This window comes from Streptomyces violaceorubidus, from assembly GCF_000717995.1.
GTDB classification, from domain to species: Bacteria; Actinomycetota; Actinomycetes; order Streptomycetales; family Streptomycetaceae; genus Streptomyces; species Streptomyces violaceorubidus.
The window spans coordinates 22,505-45,186 of the sequence record NZ_JODM01000010.1; the positions used below are offsets into that span (position 1 = coordinate 22,505).

The following is a 22,682-nucleotide window of genomic DNA, read 5'->3' on the forward strand; positions in this document are numbered from 1 at the left end:
CTCAGACCGGCCGAAGCCATCTACCGTACGTAGTGCACGAACCTCAGGAAGGACGGCAGTCCGTTGTACGAAGGCGTGGTCCAGGACCTCATCGACGAACTCGGGCGGCTGCCCGGCGTCGGTCCCAAGAGCGCGCAGCGGATCGCCTTCCACATCCTCCAGGCCGAGCCGACCGACGTACGGCGGCTCGCCCAGGCCCTCATGGAAGTGAAGGCCAAGGTTCGCTTCTGCGCGACCTGCGGGAACGTCGCGCAGGAGGAGCAGTGCACCATCTGCCGCGACGCCCGGCGCGACCCTTCCGTCATCTGCGTGGTGGAGGAGCCGAAGGACGTCGTCGCCATCGAGCGCACCCGTGAGTTCCGCGGGCGGTACCACGTGCTCGGCGGCGCGATCAGCCCGATCGACGGGGTCGGTCCCGACGACCTCCGCATCCGTGAGCTGCTGGCCCGCCTGGCGGACGGCACGGTCACGGAGCTGATCCTGGCCACGGACCCGAATCTGGAGGGCGAGGCCACGGCCACGTACCTCGCCCGCATGATCAAGCCCATGGGCCTCAAGGTCACCCGCCTGGCCAGCGGCCTCCCGGTGGGCGGCGACCTGGAATACGCGGACGAGGTGACCCTCGGCCGCGCCTTCGAGGGGAGACGACTCCTAGATGTCTGACGCCACGCTGCACGCGACCGACCAGAACCCGGACGACTTCGCGGTCCAGATCGCCGACCAGATCGAGAGCTTCCTGGTGGCCGTCACCGAGGTGGCGAAGGGCGACGAGCCCGACTCGGCCGTCCCCTTCCTCCTCCTGGAGGTCTCCCAGCTGATGCTGGCCGGCGGCCGTCTGGGCGCCCACGAGGACATCGTCCCGGACGAGCGCTACGAGCCCGACCCGGGCCCGGAACTCGACGTGGACGAGATCCGCGAGAACCTGGCCCGCATCCTCGACCCGGTCGACGTCTACTCCGAGGTCTTCGACCCCTACGAGCCGCGCAAGGCACCGGTCCCGGCCCGGATCTCCGACGACCTCACCGACGTCATCACCGACCTCCGCCACGGCATGGCCCACTACAAGGCCGGCCGCACCACGGAGGCCCTGTGGTGGTGGCAGTTCTCCTACTTCTCCAACTGGGGCTCCACCGCCTCCGCGACCCTGCGCGCCCTCCAGTCGGTCGTCGCCCACGTCCGCCTGAACCAGCCCCTGGAGGAGCTGGACGGCCTCGACACCGACCAGGACCTCGGCGACGACGCCCTGGAGTCGGAGGCGGGCCGCGTCATGGTCCAGGAGATCGCGGGGCCGCTGGGGCTGCGTCCGGTGAAGTAGGTCACGCAACGTCGTGTTGCAGGCGCTTCCCTTCGCCAGCGAGCTCTCGGCCGAACCGGCCCCCGCCTGGTCGGCGCATCGCCGCAGTTCAGCCCGGAGCTTGAGCCTCGGGATTCGAGCTCTTCCCTTGGTTTTCCGGTCTGGTTGAAATAACCAACCAACCAAGTCTGAACGTGAGTTGAGTCGTCGTACCTCGTAAGAGTGACGTTCCGTGATCAGCTTGCTTCGCTGTGTCAAGTCGCTCTAGGTTCACGGCATATGACCGACAAATGAGTCGGTCCCGGCGGTGCTGCCAACACCAATCCGGGACCTGACCGACGCATCGAAGAGAGAATTCGATGGTGGCTTACGCCAACCTTAGTCCCGCACTGCCCTCCCCGGCCCACCCGATGGCCAATCCGGGCTACGGAAAACGCCGTGCCGGTGACGAAGACCCGCACGCGGACCCGGACTTCGCACACCTGAGCCCCCGTGAGGCCGAGATCGCCGTCTTCGTCGACCACCTCGACGACGGCCAGGCGATGGGCCACAAGGTGCTCGCAGCGCAGCACCCCCGCTACGGCCAGCAGGCGACCCGTACGTCCCTCAACCGCATCAGCGAGGCCGGCCACCTGCGCTGGATCAGGGAGCACCTCACCGTCGAGGACAACACCATGCGGTGGGTCACGCGGACGTACTGGTCGCGTACGCGCAGGTCGGCGGCGTGGTGGGAGGAGTTCGCGCGGCAGCGCAACGGCCGCATCGTGCCCGGCGACCTCCGCCCCGGTCTCGCCCGCACCGACGAGCCCGAGGTGCCGGAGCCGGAGCCGGAGCCCGAGCCGCGTCCCGAGGCCGAGGCGGACGCGGAGTCCAGGACCTCGTACCTCGCCCTCGCCGCGATCCGCGATACGGAACCCCGCATGCGCCTGTCGGAGGCCGACTGCCGGTCTCTCGCCTCCCTGGCCGAGGAGTGGCTGGCGCGTGGCGCGACACCCCAGGACATCGCCCGCGCGGTGACCGACGGCCTTCCCGCGACCGTGAACAACCCGGGCGGTCTCGCCCGCAACCGACTGGAGAGCAGGATGCCCCCGAAGAAGGCGAGGATCCGACAGAAGGCCGCCCCGCGCCGGGCCCGCGTGACCCGTGCGGTCATGGTCTGCATGGACTGCGACGCGGACGAGCGGACGACGGAGATCAAGGGCGGCATGTGCGCCGACTGCCGAGCCGAGTTCGAGGCGGCCGTGGCGGCGGAGGAGGCCGGTGTGCCGGTCGCCGGGTATGTGCCGGACACGTTCCTCGCCGCCCCCGACGCCCATGCCGTGTACGAGTGGGTGGACGTCCCCCGCCGCGCGGCCGAGGTACGCGCGGCCGCCGGCCTGCCGCCCAGGACGGAGCGGGCACTGTGAGCGTGCGGGAGGCGCCGGTCGGGTCACCATGGTGTCGAGGAGGCGACGCCATGACCCCCAGGACCGAGCACCGGCCCGATATGTCCGTCGAGGAGCCCGTGCACCTCCATGCCCCGTCGACATCACCCTCGACACCGAGCCCCTCAAGGAGCTGGCGGACTGAGTCCGGCCGGGGGCTTCCCGGGTTGCACGTTCAACCAGCCCCGGCTTTTCACGCGGCCGGAAGCCACTTGTGAACGTGTGACACACCGCACTTTCCCGAGTGACCCGCGCCGCCCTGGGCATGAGCCAGCCTGAGCGAGTACCCGGGTCTCACCATGCGATACCGCAGGGGGGAAATCCGGACGCTCGGTAAAATGAGCCGACCGCAGTACATATACGTACGTGCGGAAAGAGACGGACTGAGCGAGGAGCGCACGTGGGCCTTGTCGTGCAGAAGTACGGAGGCTCCTCCGTAGCCGATGCCGAGGGCATCAAGCGCGTCGCCAAGCGGATCGTGGAAGCGAAGAAGAACGGCAACCAGGTGGTCGCCGTCGTTTCCGCGATGGGCGACACGACGGACGAGCTGATCGATCTCGCCGAGCAGGTATCCCCGATCCCTGCCGGGCGTGAACTCGACATGCTGCTGACCGCCGGAGAGCGCATCTCCATGGCGCTGCTGGCCATGGCGATCAAAAACCTGGGTCACGAGGCCCAGTCGTTCACCGGCAGCCAGGCCGGAGTCATCACCGACTCGGTCCACAACAAGGCCCGGATCATCGACGTCACGCCGGGGCGCATCCGCACCTCGGTCGACGAGGGCAACGTCGCCATCGTGGCCGGCTTCCAGGGCGTCAGCCAGGACAGCAAGGACATCACCACGCTGGGCCGCGGCGGGTCCGACACCACCGCCGTCGCCCTCGCCGCCGCGCTCGACGCGGACGTCTGCGAGATCTACACCGACGTCGACGGCGTGTTCACCGCCGACCCGCGCGTGGTGCCCAAGGCGAAGAAGATCGACTGGATCTCCTTCGAGGACATGCTGGAGCTCGCTGCCTCCGGCTCGAAGGTGCTGCTCCACCGTTGCGTGGAGTACGCCCGCCGGTACAACATCCCGATTCACGTGCGGTCCAGCTTCAGCGGACTGCAGGGCACGTGGGTCAGCAGCGAGCCGATCAAGCAAGGGGAAAAGCACGTGGAGCAGGCCCTCATCTCCGGAGTCGCGCACGACACCTCCGAAGCCAAGGTCACGGTGGTCGGCGTGCCCGACAAGCCGGGCGAGGCGGCCGCGATCTTCCGCGCCATCGCCGACGCCCAGGTCAACATCGACATGGTCGTGCAGAACGTCTCCGCCGCCTCCACCGGCCTGACGGACATCTCGTTCACGCTCCCCAAGAGCGAGGGCCGCAAGGCCATCGACGCGCTGGAGAAGAACCGCCCGCGCATCGGCTTCGACTCGCTGCGCTACGACGACCAGATCGGCAAGATCTCCCTGGTCGGCGCGGGGATGAAGAGCAACCCGGGCGTCACCGCCGACTTCTTCACCGCGCTCTCCGACGCCGGGGTGAACATCGAGCTGATCTCGACATCCGAGATCCGCATCTCGGTCGTCACCCGCAAGGACGACGTGAACGAGGCCGTGCGCGCCGTGCACACCGCCTTCGGGCTCGACTCCGACCGCGACGAGGCCGTCGTCTACGGGGGCACCGGACGCTGATGTCCGCCGCGCACGACACCGGCCCGGACGGCGGCCGTACCGGCAGGCCCGCGCTCGCCGTCGTGGGCGCGACCGGCGCCGTCGGCTCGGTCATGCTCCAGATCCTTTCCCAGCACGCGGACGTATGGGGCGACATCCGCCTGATCGCATCCCCCCGCTCGGTCGGCCGCAAGCTGGCCGTGCGCGGGGAGGAGGTCGAGGTCCTCGCGCTGAGCGAGGAGGCCTTCGACGGGGTCGACGTCGCCATGTTCGACGTGCCCGACGAGGTCTCCGCGCAGTGGGCGCCGATCGCCGCCGCCAAGGGCGTGGTGGTGGTCGACAACTCCGGCGCGTTCCGGATGGACCCGGACGTGCCGCTCGTCGTGCCCGAGGTCAATCCGCACGCGGTGCGGATGCGGCCCCGCGGCATCGTCGCCAACCCGAACTGCACGACGCTGTCCATGATCGTGGCGCTGGGCGCGCTGCACGCCGAGTTCGGGCTGCGCGAGCTGGTCGTCTCCTCGTACCAGGCGGTCAGCGGGGCCGGGCGGGACGGCGTGGACACGCTGCGCCGGCAGCTGTCGCTGGTGGCCGGGACGGAGCTGGGGACGCACCCCGGTGACCTGCGGCGGGCCGTCGGCGACGACACCGGGCCGTTCCCGGAGCCGGTCGCGCTGAACGTCGTACCGTGGGCCGGGTCGCTGCGGGAGGACGGCTGGTCGTCGGAGGAGATGAAGGTGCGGGAGGAGTCCCGCAAGATCCTCGGACTGCCCCGGCTGCCCGTCGCCGTGACCTGCGTACGGGTCCCCGTGGTGACCACGCATTCCCTGACCGTGCACGCCCGCTTCGAGAGCGGGGTCACCGTCGAGGGAGCCCGGGAGATCCTGGCCACCGCGCCGGGCGTCGTCCTCTTCGACAATCCGGCCGCGGGGGAGTTCCCGACGCCCGCCGACGCGGTCGGCACCGACCCGACCTGGGTCGGCCGGGTGCGCCGGGCCCTGGACGATCCCACCGCGCTCGAACTCTTCGTGTGCGGGGACAACCTGCGCAAGGGCGCGGCTCTGAACACCGCGCAGATCGCCGAACTGGTGGCGGCCGAGTTCGGCTGAGCCGGGAGACGAGCGGCGAAAATCCCCCGGACACTGTGGGTTGCGTTTGTAGAATCCATGGACGAGATGTGATCCGGAAGTTGGTCCGGACTACTTGTACCGGGCACCCGTGCCGTCAGAGGATTTCCTCCCCGCCCTCCGCAACCGCGCGAGCGGCGGGGAGCGTCTTTGCGGTCACCCATTCAGGGCGCGGGGCGTGGTTCGGCGCGGGGGCGCCGAGGCGGGCGTGGGGACGCCCGTTCACACGGGATACAGGGGAAGAGCGGACGATGAGGGCCTATGACGCACCGTCAGCCGGGTGGCCGCCCAGAGGGCTGTCCGACGGACACGGGAACGTGACGTCCGGCACGTACAACCCTCACGGGGTCGGACGTGTCCAACTGGCGTGGCAGAGGTTCTCGAATTCACCGCAGGCACGCGGGGCGCGGCTCTGCGTCCCCCCGTCCGGTCCGTCCGTCCCCGTGTGGCCGGTCCGGCCGGTGGCATGCCGGTGATCGCGCCGATGCCCGCAGCGCGGCCGGCCCGCATATCGAACCAGCGCGACGGCGCCGAGGACGTGGCGGCGGGTACCACCGTCGACCACCTCACCGAGACCTACCGGGCGCACTACCGCTCGCTGCTCGGCCTCGCCGCCCTGCTCCTCGACGACACGGCCTCCTGCGAGGACGTGGTCCAGGAGGCGTTCATCCGGGTGCACTCGGCGCGCAAACGGGTCCGTGACCCGGAGAAGACCCTGGCGTACCTGCGTCAGACGGTCGTCAATCTCTCGCGCTCGGCGCTGCGCCGCCGCATCCTCGGCCTCAAGCTCCTCTCCAAGCCCATGCCCGACATGGCGAGCGCGGAGGAGGGCGCCTACGACCAGTTGGAGCGCGACTCCCTGATCAAGGCGATGAAGGGGCTCCAGCGCCGGCAGCGCGAGGTGCTGGTCCTGCGCTACTTCGCCGACATGACGGAGGCCCAGGTCGCCGAGACGCTCGGCATATCCCTCGGCTCGGTCAAGGCGTACGGGTCGCGCGGGATCGCGGCGCTCCGGGTGGCCATGGAGGCCCCGGCATGAGCGACGGCAACGACGCGCGACCGGACGCCCGGGAGGAGCTCGATCCGCGACCGGACGCCCCTCGCGAGCAGGACGCGCGACCGGACGCCCGAGCGGGCCACGACGCGCGACCGGACGTCCGCGAGCGGCACGGTCCGCGACCGGACGCCGGCGAAGGGCAGGACGCGCCCGCCGGACCGGCCGGGCGAGAGCAGCAGAAGCACACGCACATGCATACGCACATGCACACGCACCCTGGGAACGGAACTGTGAACCACGGCCCCGCCGCGCAGGGTCCCGACGGGCCCGCCCCCGACGGGCCCGCCCCCGACGAGGTGGCCCTGCGCGCGATGCTGCACCAGGCGGTCGGCGAGCTGGAGCCGAGCGACGGCACCCTGGAACACCTGCGGCGCGCGGTGCCCGCCCGCCGGGCCCGCAAGCGCCAGGCGGTCGTCGGCGTCGCGGCCGCAGCCCTCTTCCTCGGCACGGCGGTCCCCGCCCTCGTGCACGTCTCCAACTCCACCGGCGCGAGCGCCGACCCGTCCGTCGCGGGCAACGCCTCACAGGCCCAGGGCGGCGCCTCCCAGGGCAAGGACCCGGCCGGCGGCCAGAGCGGCATCGCCGGCACCGGGGACACCGCCGAGGGCAAGGACAAGGCCGACCCGAAGGAGACGCCCGGCGACAAGGAGTCCGGCGCCGCGACGGGTTCGGCCCCCTCGGGCGCCCCCAGCGCCAGCAGCCCCGCCGACATCCCCGCCTGCGGGCCGGGGTCGCTCGGCCCGGCCGTCGCGAGCAGCGCGGCCCCCGACTCCACGGGCGTGGTCTACGGCTCCTTCCGGGTCACCAACGTCTCCCCGGGCGGCTGCACCGTCACGGGACCCGGCAACGTGGCCACCGCCCCGCTGGGCGCGGCGGACGCCACCCGGATCGGCACCGCGCGGCACGCCGCCGGGGACGCCGCGGCCGGACTGCCCGACCCGTCGCTGGAGGCCGCCTCGCTGACCCTGGCGCCGGGCGCCGCGTACGAGGTGAAGTTCGCCTGGGTGCCCTCCGAGACCTGTCCCACCACCGGCGGCACCACGGGGGGCGGCACCGGCGGGCCCTCGGCCGAGCCCTCGCCCACCGGGGACACGACCGCCGTGGTGGGCGGCACCTCCGAGGGCGGCGGCGAGGCCGGGCCCACGGCCCAGCTGATCACCGAGGACGGTCCGGCCGAGGGAAGCGTGTCGGTGACCTACACACCCGAGGGCGGTTCCGGCTCGGCGACGACGACGGTGTCCAACGCGTGCGTGGGGACCGTCTACTGGACGGGCCTGCTGGCGGACTCGGGCTCGGGGGCGTAACCCCCGGCGGGCGGCCCCGCGGTCAGGAGACGAGCCCCGCCTTGGCCCCGTCGGCCCCGGCCCCGTCGGTCTTCTCCCCGTCGGCCTCGTCCCCGTCGGCCTTGTCCCCGGACTCGCCGGTCTCCCCGCTCGCTCCGTCCTCGCCGTTCTCGCCGTTCTCGCCGTCCTGTGCGACGAGGCCCAGCTCGGCGTCGCGGGCGAGTTCGACCTCGCGGCGCAGCAGGCGGAACCACATGAAGATCACGAAGCCGACGAAGGCGAACCACTCGGCGGTGTAGCCGAGGTTCTGGAAGGCCTTCAGGTCGAGCCCCGTGTTCTGCGGCGCGCTCACCGGCACGGCCCGCATCCCGGAGTCGCCCTCGTTCAGCGTGACCCACGCGTCGTAGACGTCGTACGGCACCAGGTTCAGCAGCGTCGCCGCGCTGATCGCGCCGGTCTGCCCGGCGGGCCAGCCGGAGCGGCTGCTGACGCCGTTGCCGCCGGGGGACTCGGCGGCCTGGAGCGCACCGGTGACGGTGACCTCGCCGGTGGGCGGGGCCGGGGCCTTCGCCGGGTCGGGTTCGCCGGGCAGCCAGCCGCGCACGACCGGCAGGGCCTTGCCGCCGTCGGTGCGCAGCAGGGAGAGGACGTAGAAGCCCTCCCGGTCGTCCAGCTTCCGCTCCGGGACCAGCAGCTGATCGTCGTACCGGCCGGTCACGGTGGTCTGCCTGCCGACCGTCGCCTTGTCCACGGGCAGCAGCTCGGTCAGCGGACGCGCCGCCTCCCGGCGGGCCGACTCGTGCTGGGTGGAGGCGGTCTCGTGGTCCTGCACCCGGTCCTCGAACCGGCCGAGCTGCCAGGAACCCATGAAGATGCAGAAGGGGATGGCCAGGACGACGAAGACGTTGATCCCCCACCATCGGGGCGTCAGCAGAAACCGGTACACGCTCTCCACGGTACGGTGCGCGCCCGAGGACCCCGCAGCGGGGCTGTGGAAAACGTGGTCGCGCGGGAACGGGTCGGGGGAGGTTGTCCACAGGCTGGGGATCTCGTCTGCGCCATGACGCCCGGTCGGGGCAGTATGGGGCCATGACTGAGAGCAACGGGTTGCGGCAGACGCAGGGCGAGCAGGTGCCCGACTGGGAGAAGCGGTTCCGGGCGCCGAGGGTGTCGCTGCCCGACTGGGCCGAGGACGCCCCGGACCGCTCCCTGTTCGTGTCGAACGCGACGGGGACCTACGAGCTGTACGCCTGGGACCGGTCGAGCGGCGAGCAGCGCCAGGTCACGGACCGGCCGAACGGCACGACGGACGGTGTGCTCGCCCCCGGCGGCGACTGGATCTGGTGGTTCGACGACAAGGACGGCGACGAGTTCGGCGTCTGGCGCCGCCAGCCCTTCACCGGCGGCCCGGACGAGGTCGCCGTGCCGGGCCTCGACCCCTCCTACCCGGCGGGCCTCGCCCTCGGCCGGGACGGGCGCACGGCGGTGATCGGCCGCTCCACCGACGAGGACGGCACGACGATCCACCTCGCGCGCGGAGACGGCGGTGCCCCGGCGGAGATCTACCGCCACCGCGAGTCCGCGGGCGTCGGCGACCTCTCCCACGACGGCTCCCTGATCGCGATCGAGCACACCGAGCACGGGGATGCCATGCACTCGGCGCTGCGCGTCCTGCGCCCCGACGGCAGCACGGTCGCCGAGCTGGACGACACCGAGGGCGGCGAGAAGGAGCTGGGCCTGGAGGTCCTGGGCTTCGCGCCGGTCGACGGCGACACCCGCCTGCTCATCGGCCACCAGCGCCGGGGCCGCTGGGAGCCCCTGGTGTGGGACGTGGCGACGGGGGAGCAGAGCGACCTCGCGCTGGAGCTGCCGGGCGACGTGAGCGCGGAGTGGTACCCGGACGGTTCCGCCCTGCTGATCGTGCACGGCTTCGAGGCCCGCAGCGAGCTGTTCCGCTACGACTTCGCCGAGCGCGGTCTGACGGAGATCGACACCCCCGCCGGCACCGTCTCCGGGGCCACGGCCCGCCCGGACGGCAGCGTGGAGTACCTGTGGACCTCGGCCGCCGAGCCGTCGGCCGTCCGCTCCACCACCGGCCGCGTCGTCCTGGACCCGCCCGGGCCGAAGTCGCCGGGCTCGGTCCCGGTGGAGGACGTGTGGGTGGAGGGGCCGGGAGGCCGCATCCACGCCCTGGTGCAGAAGCCGGCCGGGGCGGCCGGTCCGCTGCCGACGGTCTTCGACATCCACGGCGGCCCGACCTGGCACGACAGCGACTCCTTCGCCGCGGGCCCGGCCGCCTGGGTCGACCACGGGTATGCGGTGGTCCGGGTCAACTACCGGGGCTCCACCGGGTACGGCCGTGCCTGGACCGACGCCCTCAAGCACCGGGTGGGCCTCATCGAGCTGGAGGACATCGCGGCGGTGCGGGAGTGGGCGGTCACCTCGGGCCTCGCGGATCCCGAGCGCCTGATCCTCACCGGCGGCTCCTGGGGCGGCTACCTCACGCTCCTCGGCATCGGCACCCAGCCCGAGGCCTGGACGCTGGGCATCGCGGCCGTGCCGGTCGCCGACTACGTCACCGCGTACCACGACGAGATGGAGGGCCTGAAGGCCCTGGACCGCACCCTGCTGGGCGGCACCCCCGAGGAGGTCCCCGAGCGCTTCGAGGCGTCCTCCCCGCTGACCTACGTCGACCAGGTCAAGGCGCCGGTCTACATCTCGGCGGGCGTCAACGACCCGCGCTGCCCGATCCGCCAGGTCGAGAACTACGTCAAGCGCCTGGAGGCCAGGGGCGCCGTCCACGAGGTCTACCGCTACGACGCGGGCCACGGCTCCCTGGTCGTCGACGAACGCATCAAGCAGGTCGCCCTGGAACTGGACTTCGCGAGGAGGCACTTGCCGCGGAGCGCATGACGGCGGGCAGTCGTGCCTCCCCCAGCGCCTGAGCGGTCCGGGAGGCACCCCCGGGCGGCACGGGTGGGCGCAGGCGGCACCCCGCCGACGCGGGCGAGTGCTCCCCACCCACCGCCGGGGGCGGCAACGGTCACCTGCTACCCGGGGGACTGTTGCCGCGCCCGCCGCCCGAGCAACTCCGCCAGCCCCCGCCGGGTCGCCGCCAGCACCACCCGGTCCGAGCCCCGCAGCACATACGTCTCGGGCAGCTCCCACACCAGCCGCGACTCCCGCGCCCCCTCCGGGGCACCGCCCCCGGCCCGCTCACCGTCACAGACCTCCAGCGCCAGCACCCGCCACGCCCCCGCCCGGAACGCCTCACCGACCGTCTTCCCCTCCAGCTGCGGATGCCCGGCCACCTCCACCGCCGCGAACAGCAGCACCCGTCGCTCCACGGGGATCGCCCCCAGGATCTGGCGGCCCATCATCGCCCCGGCGAAGGACGGCGCCGCCAGGTGCGTCACGCTCCGGCTCCGGGTGAGCGCGCGGGGGTGCGCGGCGCGCAGGGTGCGGTACACGGCGGTCGCGAAGTCGTCGTCGTACAGGCGCAGCACCACCCGCAGCCGCGACCGCACGGACCGGGCGTACAACACCGCCTCCAGGTTGGTCGTGTCCACACTGGTCAGGGCGAGCAGCGAGTGCGCCCGGTGGATCTTGGCGGCCTCCAGGACGCCCTCCTGCGTGACGTCCCCGAGCACCACCGGCACCCGCAGCCGCCGCGCGGTCGCCATGCCGCGGGCCTCGGGATCGGCCTCCACGCACACCACGGGGATGTCCAGCTCCCGCAGCCGGGTCAGGACACGCGTGCCGATCTTGCCGAGACCCAGCAGGACGACGTGCCCGCCGAGCCCGCGCGGCGGCTTGCGCAGGGCCGTCGCGCTGCGGAAGGTCCCCAGGGCCTCCAGGACGGCCGCCAGCAGGACCGGCAGCAGCAGCAGTCCGACGAAGCCGGACAGCAGTTGCAGGATCTGCCGTCCGACGTCGTCGTTGTGCGCGGGCTCGTTGATGGAGAACAGGTCGAGCAGGGTCACGTACGTGGCGTGCAGCGGATGGTCGCCGGTGACCACCATCAGCGCCACGGCGAGGGCGACCACGCACGCCGCCAGACCGGCCAGCGACCACCGCAGCCGCCGCGAGAACAGCTCCCCGAAGGCGGGCACCCCGGCCCGCCCGGCGGGCAGCGGCGGTCCGGAGTAAGACACCTGCTCCAGGACCACCGTCCCTCGTCCGGTGGCCGCCCGCACCGCCGCCGCGTCGGGCAGCAGCCGCGGCCCCTGCTCGCCGCTGCCCTCCGAACCGTCCGCCCCGGCCGGGTCGTTGCTCGTCGCCGACAGCAGCGCGAGGGTGCACAGCCCCGGGTCGGCCACCTCGCCGGGCCGGGGCGGATTGCGTTCGACGGCCCGCAGGATCAGACCGTCGGTCTCGACGACCTTGCTGGTGCCGACGAGCGCGGTGGCCGCCAGCGCGGGCGCGGCGGTGTCGGCGTCGGACAGCACGGTCGTGGACCCGGATCCGGAGCCGGGGCCGCCGCCGGTCGCCAACGCCGCGCTCTGGTCGAGCAGTTCCTCGATGTGCTGGCCCAGACGCCGGTTGTACAGGCGCAGGACCAGCCGCAGCCGGGGGTTGATCCGGCGCGCGGTCAGGGCGGCGCGGATGTTCGTCTCGTCGTCGTCGTACACGAGCGCCAGCGCGGTGGCCCGCTCGACACCGGCCTCCGCGAGCACGTCCTCGGTCGGCTCGGTGGCCTCCAGCTCGCGGCCGGCGCCGCCGGTGCCGCCCGGGTCGGCGCCGCCCGTCCGGTTGACCGCCGCGTTGACCATGTCCAGCAGGGCCGCCGAGGCCGCGCGGGCCCGTCCGACCACGGGCTGGCGCACCCGGCGCCCGGAGGGCGGGACGACGAGAGTGACCTGTTCGCGGTAGACGCCGCGCAGTTCGGCGGCCAGCCGGTGGGCCAGCCCGTCGTCGCCGCACACCACCATGGGCGCGTACCCGTCGCCCTGCGGAACCTGGTGCGGAACGCTCCCCGTATGAGTCCCCATTTGGAGAAGGACAGTACATGCACCGCCCGCGGTTGCGGCGGCGGCCGAACGGACCGAGGGCGGCATCAAAGACGCGTAAAGATTGCCGGAACACGGCAATGACCCGCCCTCGTGCCGCGTGTGACGATTCCTTTCACCGAAGCTCAGCGACGGGCGAGAGGGGGACGGCAAGCATGGCCTGGTTTCTCGGGCTGGGTATCACGGGGGTCGTGCTGCTCGCCCTGTCGCTGGTCTTCGACGGAGTGCTGGAAGGCGCGTTCGGGGGAGCGCCGGACGGCCTCCTGGAGGGGTGGCTGTCGCTGCCGGTCGTCGCCGGGTTCACGGCGATGACCGGCTTCGCCGGCGCCATCGCCCTCGGCACCGGCTGGACCGGTCCCGCGGGCGCCGCCGGGGCCGGCACGCTCGCCGGGGTGGGGGCCGGCTGGCTGACGTACCGCTTCAGCCGCGCCCTGATGCGCGACCAGACGGCCCTCACGCCCCGTACCGACGACCTCGTCGGCACGTCCGGCAAGGTCGTGACCGCCATCCCGGCGGACGGCTACGGCGAGGTCCTGCTCCGGCTCGCCGGCCAGCCGCTGAAGTGCGCGGCGCGCAGCGCGGTGCCGGTGGCGAGGGGCGCCGAGGTGTGGGTCGAGGCGGCGCCGACGGGGACGTCGGTCGTGGTCCGCCCGGTCGACCGCTGAACGGCGCCGCGGCCCCCTCCCTCCTGTACTTGTCCGTCCGTACCTCTTAGTGAATCGGGGGCCTTGCCATGAGTCCTGTTGTCATCGCGGTGCTGGGAGTCGTCGTACTCGTGGTGCTGCTCGCGCTGGTGGTGGTCAGCCGCTACAAGGTGGCCGGCCCGAGCGAGGCGTTCATCGTCACCGGGCGGCGCGGCAAGAAGTCCACCGATCCCGAGACGGGCCGTGTCTTCACCGACAACAGCGGCCAGAAGGTCGTGGTCGGCGGCGGCGTGTTCGTCGTCCCCTTCGTGCAGCAGCGGTTCACGCTCGACCTCTCCTCGCGGCACATCCCGGTCGCCGTGCGCGGCGCGGTGACGCTGCGCGGGGTGAAGGCGCACCTGGAGGGTGTCGCGATCGTCAAGGTCGGGGGCACGGAGGACGCGATCCGCGCCGCCGCCCAGCGGTTCCTGATGCAGCAGGACGGCATCGTCGGCTTCACCCAGGAGGTGCTGTCCGGCGCGCTGCGCGCGATCGTCGGCCGGATGTCCGTGGAGGACGTCATCCGGGACCGGGCCGCGTTCGCCGGCCAGGTGGCCGAGGAGGCGGAGGCGAGCCTGTCCGGGCAGGGCCTGGTGCTCGACGCCTTCCAGATCCAGGACATCACCACCGAGGGTTCCTACCTGGAGGACCTCGGCCGTCCCGAGGCGGCCCGCGCCAAGCAGGAGGCGGACATCGCGGAGGCGGTGGCCCGGCGGGCGGCCGAGCAGGCGCGGCTGAAGGCGGAGGAGGAGATCGCGGTCGCGCAGCGGACCCTCTACCTGAAGCAGGCCGAGATCAAGGCCGAGACCGACCAGGCCGCGGCCCGCGCCAACGCCTCGGGCCCTCTCGCGGAGGCGGCCCGGCAGCAGGAGATCCTCGCCGAGCAGGAGAAGGTCGCCGAGCGGCAGGCCGCGCTGAAGGACCGCCAGCTGGACACCGAGGTCCGCAAGCCCGCCGACGCCAAGCGGTACGAGGCCGAGCAGGAGGCGGAGGCCCGCCGGGTGGCGCGGGTGAAGCAGGCCGAGGCCGAGCGCGCCGCCGGTATCGCCGCCGCCCAGGCCGAGGCCGAGCGGGCCCGGCTCACCGGTGAGGGCGAGAAGCAGCGGCGCAGCGCGCTGGCCGAGGCGGAGGCCATCGAGGGTCTCAGGCAGGGCGAGGCCGAGCGGTCCCGGCGTGCCGCGATCGCCGAGGCCGTACGCCTGGAGGGCGACGCCGAGGCCGCCGCGATCGCCGCCAAGGGTGCGGCCGAGGCCGAGGCGATGGAGAAGAAGGCCGACGCCTTCGACCGGTACGGCGACGCCGCCGTGCTGCAGATGCTGGTCGAGGTGCTGCCGCAGGTGGTGGCGAAGGCGTCCGAGCCGCTGGCGGCCGTGGACAAGATGACGGTCATCTCGACGGACGGCGCGAGCCGGCTCTCCCGCACGGTCGCCGACAACGTGGCGCAGGGCATGGAACTGCTCGGCTCGACCACGGGCGTCGACCTGGCGGCCCTGCTGAAGAACATCACGGCGAAGGGCGCCCCGGAGCCGGAGGGCGGCCCCGACCGGCACAACGGCAAGGTGGAGATCACCGGCTGACCCGCGGCCGGGGGGCGAACCCGGGGCCCGGGCAGAGCACCTGACGTCGCGTCAGATCGCCTGTTCGGGCCACCCCAGCAGCCGGGCTCCGATGACCGCGGTCTGCAACGTGTAGCGGTGCACCGGGTCGGAGGCGTTAGCCCCGGTCAGCTGGTGGATGCGGTCCAGCCGGTAGGTGAGAGCCCGCACGCTGAGCGTCAGGCGCCGGGCGGCCTCGGCCGCGGTGCAGCCCGCGTCGAAGTACACCTCCAGGGTCCGCAGCAGCGGCCCGGCACCGCCCCGGGCCCCGCGCAGCGGGCCCAGCACACTCAGCACCAGGTCGGCCATCGCCTGCCGGTCCCGGGCGAGGACCGGGTAGACCAGCATGTCCGCGGCGCGCACCACGGGCTCCTCCAGGCCCAGCCGGGCGGCGAGTCCGAGGGTGCTGAGCGCCTCCTCGTAGCTGTGCACCACCCCGCCCGCGCCGCTCCGAGGGCGCCCGATGGCGACCCTGCTGCCGTCCGTGGCGGCGTGGGCGTGCTTGGCGAAGAAGGTCAGGACGTCGTCCTGGTCGCCGGGCGCGATGCAGACCAACTGCCCGTTCTTGGTGGTGATCAGGACCCGCCGGTCCCCGAAGCGGGAGATGAGCGCGCTCTCCACGACCCGGGTGACCGGGGCGGTGTCGTCGTACGCCTCCGGCCCCTCGGCCACCGCGACGGCGTGGGCGCGGGAGAGGACGAGCCCGAAGCGCTCGGCCCGTTCGGCGAGGCGGCCCAGATCGCTGCGCCCGTAGAGCAGGTCGTCGATGAACTCCCGCCGCGCGGCCTCCTCCTGGCGTACGGCGAGCCGCTGCGCGCGTTCGTAGCCCTCCGCGAAGGCGTCCACGGCCTGGGCGACGGCGGCGAGCACGGTGCCGGTGACGTCCGGGCCGGAACCCGTCGATCCGCCGCCCGGCCACGAGGTGCGCGTGGCGTCCAGGTGCAGCCGGACGAGACTGCGCAGACTGTGCCCCGCCTCGGCGGCCCGCTCGCCGAAGAGCCGCCGCTCCTCCAACTCGTCGCGGGTCGGCCGACGCCCCGTGGAGGCGACGTTCGACAGCATCTCGGCGTACCCGGTCAGGTACGTCTCCCGCTGCTCCGCCCCAAGGTCCGTCACCCCGCGCCTCCCCTGCCGTCCACGCCCGGTGCGCGGCGTCCGGCCAGGTGAGGGTAGTCAACCCTGCCGGAACCCGGCAACGCGGAGGGGAGAGCGCGGCGGCACCCTACGGCCGCCGGTACGGCTGCTGCCGGTCCGCCGGCCCGTACGCCTGACCGTCGGTCTCCTGCGCCTGGAGCTGCTCGGCCTGTTCCCTGGACACCTGCTGCTCGGCGCCGCAGAAGGTGCACTGGGTCGCGTACTTGGTGGAGACGGGGAACAGCGGCACGAAGAACAGCGTGAACTTCGTGACGCGCTTCCTCAGCGTGTGCGCGGCGGGGTTGCCGCACCGGCCGCACACCAGCGTCAGTATCGCGAGCTGGTAGAGGTATCCCTTGGTGCCGAAGATGATCACGAGCTGGGTCCTTCCCGGTCGGCCCCCCGCAGGTGCGCAGGACACCCAGATCCTCCCCCGGACGCCTCGCCCCGCGTATCCCTACAGGTCGTACGCCGCCGCATTTGGGTGCTGCCCCGGATGGCCCCCGCCCGCCCGCGCGGGCGACTGTGGAGCCCACTCCCCGACACCGGCCGCCGACCGCCCGGCCCCGGTGTGCTCGGGACGCCCCACCCCGCAAGGAGAGCACATGGCCCGCCCCGCTGACCGCGTCGCCCGCCCAGGGCCCCGCGTCGGGAGGAGGACCCCATGCCCGTGCCCGAGGACCGCAGGCTCACCGAGATCGCGTCCCGGCTGCACCGCGAGGACCCCCGGTTCGCCCGGGCCCTCGCCGACGGCCGCCCCCACCGCCCGCGCGAGTACCGGTTCCACCGGGCCTGGCTGCTGCTCGCCGTCGCCCTGGGCGCGCTGGCCGCCGGGATGCTCCTGGCCCACGGGCTGCTCATCGCCGCCGGGCTGGTCCTCGCCGGTGTCGCCGGTGAACTCTTCGACCCGCACCGGCGGGAGCGCGGCACCCGCTACCCGCCCTCCGGGTCCTGACCCCGGCGGGCCCGGCCCGGAGGCCGCGCGTGGACCCTGTCCGAGCTCGATGATCTCCTCGTCGGTCGGCCAGACCGCGCCGGTCGTCACCCACTTCGGACCCGGAGGCCGCGCGTTGACCTGTGCGAGTTCGGTGATCTCCTCGGCGGTCGGCCAGACCGCGCCGGTCGTCACCCACTTCGGGCCCGGAGGCCGCGCGTTGACCTGTGCGAGTTCGGTGATCTCTTCGTCGGTCGGCCAGACCGCGCCGGTTGTCACCCACCTCGGCCCGTTCCCGGAACCGCCGGCCGCTGTCGACCGCGCGGCGACGCATTACGACGGTCCGGTGGAACACGCGGCGCCCGGCGGGACCTTCGCGGTGAGGAGAGCGATCCCGGCCCGGCCGGATACGCTGCCGACGACGCGCTCCGGCGATGCCGGGCCCCCGCGGCCCGGCCCCTTGCGGCGATGCCGGGCAAGGCGGCCCGGCCCCTTCCGGCGAAGCTCACCAGCTGACCCCGGCCGCCACCGGCAGATGGTCGCTGCCGGTGGCGGGCAGCACCCAGGAGCCGGTCGGCTCCACTCCGCGCACCAGGATCTGGTCGATCCGTGCCACCGGGAACGTCGCCGGCCAGCTGAAGCCGAAGCCGTCCCCGGCCGCCTCCTGGGCCGAGCGCAGCCGTGAGGTGATGCCTGCCAGCGCGCGGTCGTCCACGGTGCCGTTCAGGTCGCCGAGCAGCATCACCCGCTCACTCCGGTCGGCGGCGAGTACCTCGCCGAGCGCCTGCGCGTTCCGGTCGCGGGAGTCCGTCCAGAAGCCCGCCCGGGGAGTGAGCCGTACGGAGCCCAGATGGGCCACGTACACCACCAGCGGTCCCCGGTCCGTGGCGACGGTGGCCCGCAGCGCCCGGTTGCCGGCCAGCCGGACGTCGGCCGGTTTGGTGTCGCTGTCCCATCGGATCCGCCTGCTGGGCCGCAGGGACGAGTTCCGCGAACTCGCCGACGCCTTCGACACGATGCTCGCCCGCCTCGAAGCGCACGTGGCCGAACAGCAGCGCTTCGCGGCCAACGCCTCTCACGAACTACGCACCCCGCTGGCCGTCTCCAAGGCTCTCCTCGACGTGGCCCGCACCGACCCGGACCAGGACACCGACGAGATCATCGACCGCCTCCACACCGTGAACACCCGGGCGATCGACCTCACCGAGGCCCTGCTCCTGCTCAGCCGCGCCGGCCAGCGCTCCTTCACCCGGGAGCGGGTCGACCTGTCCCTCCTCGCGGAGGAGGCCACCGAAACCCTCCTCCCCCTCGCGGAGAGACACGGCATCACCCTCGAAACCGGCGGCGAGGTGACCCCCGCCCTCGGATCGCCGACCCTCCTCCTGCAACTGACCACGAACCTCGTCCACAACGCGATCGTCCACAACCTCCCCGACGGGGGCAGGGTCTGGGTCCACACCGCCCCCGGCCCCCACTCCTCACTGCTCACCGTCGAGAACACCGGCGCACGGATCAGCCCCCAGCAGGCCTCGACCCTCACGGAACCCTTCCAACGCGGCACGGAACGCGTCCACACCGACCACCCGGGCGTCGGCCTGGGCCTGGCCATCGCCAACACCATCACCCAGGCCCACAACGGCACCCTCACCCTCACCCCCCGCCCCGCCGGCGGCCTCCGCATCACCGTGCACCTACCACCGCCCCACCTGCCCGCCGGAAGGTGAGCGACGGGGGCTTACGGAGGCTTACGAGGGCTTCCGGGGTCAGGGAGCCCAGGACGGGCGCAGGCCGGCCGGGTGCGCGGGGACGGTCCGGCCGCGCATCCTGAGCCCTCCCGCGCCGCGAGGTCCGAGCTCGAGATGGCGGTCGGGGTCGGGGTCGGGGTCGGGGTCGAGAAGGTTGCCGATATCGGAGGCGTCGTCCGCCCGTCCGTTCAGCAGGGAGGCCAGTTGTTGCCGTACTTGCAGAGCACTTGGCCCTTCTCGTTCAGCGCGAGCGAGATCGAGTTGACGCCCCTGGACGAGGTGGGATCCATGGTGCCCGCCGGGTCCTCGACGGCGTAGGCCACTGCCTGAAACGACTCGAGGTCCAGGTCTTCCGCACCGCACAGGCCGAGGTCGCTCCACCAGGAGTCACCAGGATTGATGTAGATCTTCCGACCCGGTGACGGCATCCCGGGGCAGTCCGCCCGTGCCCCGGAGCGGAACTGCTTGACCATGGTGCTCACCGTCACCGGTGCGACTCCGGTGTTCCACACCTGCATGCCGAACGTGGCGGTTCTCCGGTCCGGGTTCACCTGGCTACAGGCCCGCATTTTGATGGCCGAGGACTTCAGGACATCGCGGAATCCACCGCAGTGGGTGTTGGCCTGTTCCGTGAAGTCGACGCTCGGCGACGTCCGTGTCTGCGTCGGCGCCGACGTCGGGGCCGGCTCCGCCCGTTCCTTGGCCGGCTTCTCCACCGTCGGCTCCGCGCTCGGGCTCGCGCTGCTCGGCGTGGACGACGGCGTCGACGTGGCCGTCGCGGACGGACTCGACGGCGCGGACGGACTCTTCGACTCCACGGCCGCGGTCACACCCCGCGCGTCCGCCGTCTCCTCGACCCGGTCGAAGGGACCGGACCCGGTCCAGGCCAGGGTGCCCACCACCAGCGCGACGGCCGCGACACCCGCGCCGGTGGACGTCAGCACGATCGACCGCCGCGGTCGCCGCCGCTTCGGGTCGGCTGCCGCCACGGCGGGCGCCGGGTCCGCCGGTGTGGCCTGATGGACGTTGATCGTGCCGCTGTGCGCGATGAACTGGACCGCCCGGCCGGCGGCGTTGTTCTGCTGCCCGCCGCCCTGCTGTCCGGCCTCCTGCCGCCGCTCGGCGCGCGGCTGCTCCTCCTCGCTCACCTGCGCGGAACCCCGTTGACATTGATGTCGCCGCTCTGGGTGATGTACTGCACGGCGTTGTCGTAGGCATTGTTGACCTGCCCGGCCGGAGCCGCCGGCCGCGCCTCGATCTGCCGCCTCACCTCGTCGACCAGGGCCCGCAGCTCGTCTGCGGCATCCGGGTGACGGGTGAGGAACCGCGTCAGCTCCCTCGTCATATCCTGCGCCAGCCCCTCCTCGGCCGCCTGCTGCCGCTCGGCGTCGCCCTCGGCCTCGGCGATCTCGGCGGGCGCGCTGTTGAGGATGCGGCTGATCTGCCGCTGCTCCTCGCGGTCACCCCGGCGCACCAACCGGGTGAAGCCGCCCCTGACCGACTCCCAGATGTCGGACGTCACCGCGCTCACCAGCGCCGCGCCTCCGAGCACGGCAAGTTCGTCCAGCATTTCGCCCCCAGTGATGTGTGGGAGAGACATAGACCGCTACACCTCTCCGGAAGGCACAACTTAGCGTGAGACAGGGCGCGTTGTGGCCGCATGGATCGAACGCCCGTCGCAGGTGGTAACGACCGAAAAAGCCCACCGGTCACGACGGCCCCCACCCCGCCCGTACCCCCGAACGGCCGCCCCCCGCCCCACCCGCGACAAGCCCCCACAGCACCGACAGAGCCGACCCGCAACGCCCGGCACGACACGGCAGCGGCACGACGACCCGAGGAGCCGGACAGCGACACAGGCCCTCAGCCGGAGATCGCTTGTTGTGCCCCCGAGCACGACAGAGGCCAGGTCCTGAATCCAGTACCTGGCCTCTGACCAGCGTCGGGGTGGCGGGATGTGAACCCACGACCTCTTCGTCCCGAACGAGGTTCCGGAGGTGATCTTGCCGGTGCGGATGGCGTTTTGCCTGCCCAGAGCGCCGGGCTGCCATGGTCTCGGGTGCCCTCGAAGGGGCTCGGGGAGCGGGTCGGCTCCCAGATGGCTCCCAGATGGCTCCCAGATGGCTCCCAAGGGGACCGTAGCCGACGGTCGCTGGGGCGACCTGTCCCGCCACATCGGCACGCGCTGAACAAGTGTGCGCGACGCGCGTGCGACGGCTCAGATCACGGTTGAGGGAGCGTGCTTGCTCAGGTAGCTCTTGAAGGTCTTCCTGATTTCGGCCTGGAGATAGCCTGCCTGTGGTGAGTTGGGTACTACGTCCGGCTCGAAGCCTCTCTTTCGGGCATCGAGGTACCGCACGATGCTCGACGATCTGGTGTTGGCGACGAAGAGTTCGTTCTGGGTGCGGATGTCGGCGCGCAGCCCCTCGAAGTTCCGTGCGAGGCCGATGCCGAGGTTGGAGACGTAGTACTTGCACTCGACGATGAGGACACTCTGGCTGCCTCGTGGTGCGATGCCCTGCGCACGGCTCAGGGCGGCTTCCTCGGCTGGCAGCACCAACACGTCGCACTCGTGCAGGACGCCCGACGAGCCGGTCACATAGACGCCGAGGTGGACTTCAAGGGCGGGGGCGCCGTCGAACTCGATCACGGCGTGGGTGAACGGCTGGCTGTTGCCGTACAGGTGACCGGGTCCTGTCCGGAAAACAAGATTGCTCGCCTTCGCCCCGTAGACGTCTTCGTAGGTGACAGTGGCACCATGCCGACTCGCGGTGGCGACGATCAGGGAGAAGATGAAGCCCTCGTAGATGTCGGACGGCTTCGAAGCGGAGTCGTACGACACCGCCCCCGCCGCCAGTAGGCTCTTGATCTCGTTGACTAGGTCATCGACTGTGCTCAACTGACGACCTCTCTCGTCGCTTCGGCCAGCAGCTGGCTGACGCGTGTACGTCGCTCAGCCGACACCCGATCTCCCCGGAACTCAATTCGGCTACGGCGCGTTCGAGCGCCTTCGTCCGGCTCGAACACGACCCCCTCAGCCATGCTCCGACTGCCAGCGTCGCCTTCGGGCTCAGACCGGAGCGTCTTCAGCACCTCCAGTTCCATTTCAGGCAGGTCGACGAGCACACGCTTTACCGCATCAAGGAGGAGCTGCACACGTTCTTCCTCTGTCATGGCTCGCGTGGCGATGACCAGGGTCCCTCCCTTGCGTGAAGACTCGTACTCTCCGAGGCCAAGCATGCTGCGGTCCACGACCTCGTATCGAGCCGCTGCTGCAGCCGGGCTCGTGGCGGGGAGGTTATCGCCGCGGCGCTGCTGGCGTCGGCGGAGGATCTTCTCCTCCGGCACTCCCGCGGCGATTGCCGCATCGACATCGTCGAGCGCCCAACTCAGGGCGGTGTCTTGCAGCGCTTCGCGGAGCTTCCCTTCCACACGGCGTAGTTCGAACTGGTCCATATCCCCCTCGTATCAGTAGCTTTCGTCTGACGTAGCCAGTCGGTTCACGGTTCTTCCCCGGATGTGTTCGAAGGAACCGCAGTTAGCCGGCGATCAGATATCGGAGTGTCTCCAGCGACAGGCGGGCTTCCGGAGCGGTAGCTCCACCGGATAGTCGGACACCCTCGCCTTCCAGGACGGGTTCCCGCAGCTTTGATCGCCTTGAATCTGCCTTCCGATCAGGTCATCGCGAGCACCTCCGGCGCGGCCGTTCTCTACTCGGCCTGGCGCCAGGGTGGAGGCAC

Annotated in this window: 19 protein-coding genes and 2 pseudogenes; 12 read left to right on the forward strand and 9 right to left on the reverse strand. The window is 72.0% G+C overall.

Annotated features, from left to right (window positions below; translation table 11 throughout):
- Window positions 1–63: 63 nt before the first annotated feature.
- The 7 genes from recR (at window position 64) to IE94_RS0115135 (ending at window position 7,863) form a co-directional block, all read left to right on the forward strand.
- Window positions 64–663, forward strand: a complete 600-nt coding sequence (recR, locus tag IE94_RS0115105) for a recombination mediator RecR (RefSeq protein ID WP_030183812.1) — start codon at window positions 64–66, stop codon at window positions 661–663.
- On the forward strand, window positions 656–1,315 hold the full coding sequence (locus IE94_RS0115110) for a DUF5063 domain-containing protein (protein ID WP_030183815.1): 660 nt from the start codon (window positions 656–658) through the stop codon (window positions 1,313–1,315). The genes recR and IE94_RS0115110 overlap by 8 nt, the downstream gene beginning before the upstream one ends.
- 338 nt (window positions 1,316–1,653) lie before the next feature.
- Entirely contained in the window at window positions 1,654–2,700 is a 1,047-nt protein-coding gene (locus IE94_RS0115115; protein WP_030183818.1) for a hypothetical protein, read from the forward strand.
- Window positions 2,701–3,118: 418 nt separating this feature from the next.
- Window positions 3,119–4,396 carry an aspartate kinase gene (locus IE94_RS0115120; protein ID WP_030183821.1) on the forward strand — a complete coding sequence of 426 codons (1,278 nt, stop codon included), beginning with the start codon at window positions 3,119–3,121 and terminating at the stop codon, window positions 4,394–4,396.
- Window positions 4,396–5,484 (forward strand): aspartate-semialdehyde dehydrogenase, encoded by a 1,089-nt coding sequence (locus IE94_RS0115125; RefSeq protein WP_030183822.1) that lies wholly within the window; start codon window positions 4,396–4,398, stop codon window positions 5,482–5,484. Before IE94_RS0115120 ends, IE94_RS0115125 begins: the two co-directional genes overlap by 1 nt.
- Window positions 5,485–5,968: 484 nt before the next feature.
- Window positions 5,969–6,541: a SigE family RNA polymerase sigma factor gene (locus IE94_RS0115130; protein ID WP_030183825.1), complete on the forward strand. Its 573-nt coding sequence runs from the start codon at window positions 5,969–5,971 to the stop codon at window positions 6,539–6,541.
- Window positions 6,538–7,863, forward strand: coding sequence for a hypothetical protein (locus IE94_RS0115135; RefSeq protein WP_030183828.1), 1,326 nt, complete (start codon window positions 6,538–6,540; stop codon window positions 7,861–7,863). Before IE94_RS0115130 ends, IE94_RS0115135 begins: the two co-directional genes overlap by 4 nt.
- 22 nt (window positions 7,864–7,885) lie before the next feature.
- Here the strand turns inward: IE94_RS0115135 and IE94_RS0115140 are convergent, their stop codons facing one another.
- Complete coding sequence (locus IE94_RS0115140) at window positions 7,886–8,788, reverse strand: SURF1 family protein (RefSeq protein WP_209441065.1); 903 nt, start codon at window positions 8,786–8,788, stop codon at window positions 7,886–7,888.
- 143 nt (window positions 8,789–8,931) lie between these two features.
- Between IE94_RS0115140 and IE94_RS0115145 the strand changes: the two genes are divergently transcribed.
- Window positions 8,932–10,755: a S9 family peptidase gene (locus tag IE94_RS0115145; protein ID WP_030183833.1), complete on the forward strand. Its 1,824-nt coding sequence runs from the start codon at window positions 8,932–8,934 to the stop codon at window positions 10,753–10,755.
- Window positions 10,756–10,892: 137 nt separating this feature from the next.
- On the opposite strand, the gene IE94_RS0115150 is transcribed toward IE94_RS0115145, so the two are convergent.
- On the reverse strand, window positions 10,893–12,773 hold the full coding sequence (locus tag IE94_RS0115150; protein ID WP_030183837.1) for an NAD-binding protein: 1,881 nt from the start codon (window positions 12,771–12,773) through the stop codon (window positions 10,893–10,895).
- A gap of 233 nt (window positions 12,774–13,006) precedes the next feature.
- Here IE94_RS0115150 and IE94_RS0115155 point away from each other — a divergent pair, with 233 nt between their 5' ends.
- Together IE94_RS0115155 and IE94_RS0115160 are read left to right on the forward strand one after the other, a co-directional pair.
- Window positions 13,007–13,516 (forward strand): hypothetical protein, encoded by a 510-nt coding sequence (locus tag IE94_RS0115155; RefSeq protein WP_030183839.1) that lies wholly within the window; start codon window positions 13,007–13,009, stop codon window positions 13,514–13,516.
- Between the two features lie 68 nt (window positions 13,517–13,584).
- Window positions 13,585–15,111, forward strand: coding sequence for an SPFH domain-containing protein (locus tag IE94_RS0115160; protein ID WP_030183840.1), 1,527 nt, complete (start codon window positions 13,585–13,587; stop codon window positions 15,109–15,111).
- A 51-nt stretch (window positions 15,112–15,162) separates the two neighbouring features.
- Here IE94_RS0115160 and IE94_RS0115165 read toward each other — a convergent pair whose 3' ends face one another.
- Both IE94_RS0115165 and IE94_RS0115170 read right to left on the reverse strand, forming a co-directional pair.
- Entirely contained in the window at window positions 15,163–16,245 is a 1,083-nt protein-coding gene (locus IE94_RS0115165) for a PucR family transcriptional regulator (RefSeq protein ID WP_030183842.1), read from the reverse strand.
- A 106-nt stretch (window positions 16,246–16,351) separates the two neighbouring features.
- Entirely contained in the window at window positions 16,352–16,639 is a 288-nt protein-coding gene (locus IE94_RS0115170) for a zinc-ribbon domain-containing protein (protein ID WP_030183844.1), read from the reverse strand.
- Window positions 16,640–16,927: 288 nt separating this feature from the next.
- Between IE94_RS0115170 and IE94_RS0115175 the strand changes: the two genes are divergently transcribed.
- Window positions 16,928–17,218 (forward strand): DUF3040 domain-containing protein, encoded by a 291-nt coding sequence (locus IE94_RS0115175; protein WP_030183846.1) that lies wholly within the window; start codon window positions 16,928–16,930, stop codon window positions 17,216–17,218.
- Window positions 17,219–17,702: 484 nt separating this feature from the next.
- On the opposite strand, the pseudogene IE94_RS39185 reads toward IE94_RS0115175, so the two are convergent.
- Window positions 17,703–18,146: pseudogene (locus IE94_RS39185) on the reverse strand (endonuclease/exonuclease/phosphatase family protein); the annotation flags it as partial.
- On the opposite strand from IE94_RS39185, the pseudogene IE94_RS0115185 reads away from it, so the two are divergent.
- Window positions 18,136–18,921: pseudogene (locus tag IE94_RS0115185) on the forward strand (sensor histidine kinase); the annotation flags it as partial. The pseudogenes IE94_RS39185 and IE94_RS0115185 sit on opposite strands and share 11 nt — an antisense overlap.
- A 209-nt stretch (window positions 18,922–19,130) precedes the next feature.
- Here IE94_RS0115185 and IE94_RS39910 read toward each other — a convergent pair.
- From IE94_RS39910 to IE94_RS37190, 4 genes are all read right to left on the reverse strand, one after another.
- A complete protein-coding gene (locus IE94_RS39910) occupies window positions 19,131–20,090 on the reverse strand; it encodes a hypothetical protein (RefSeq protein WP_030183851.1) in 960 nt (319 codons plus the stop codon).
- Window positions 20,087–20,512, reverse strand: coding sequence for a hypothetical protein (locus IE94_RS0115195; protein ID WP_157849358.1), 426 nt, complete (start codon window positions 20,510–20,512; stop codon window positions 20,087–20,089). The genes IE94_RS39910 and IE94_RS0115195 overlap by 4 nt, the downstream gene beginning before the upstream one ends.
- 648 nt (window positions 20,513–21,160) lie before the next feature.
- A complete protein-coding gene (locus IE94_RS0115200) occupies window positions 21,161–21,841 on the reverse strand; it encodes a hypothetical protein (RefSeq protein ID WP_030183853.1) in 681 nt (226 codons plus the stop codon).
- Window positions 21,838–22,398, reverse strand: coding sequence for a hypothetical protein (locus IE94_RS37190; RefSeq protein ID WP_051777512.1), 561 nt, complete (start codon window positions 22,396–22,398; stop codon window positions 21,838–21,840). Before IE94_RS37190 ends, IE94_RS0115200 begins: the two co-directional genes overlap by 4 nt.
- Between the last annotated feature and the right edge of the window lie 284 nt (window positions 22,399–22,682).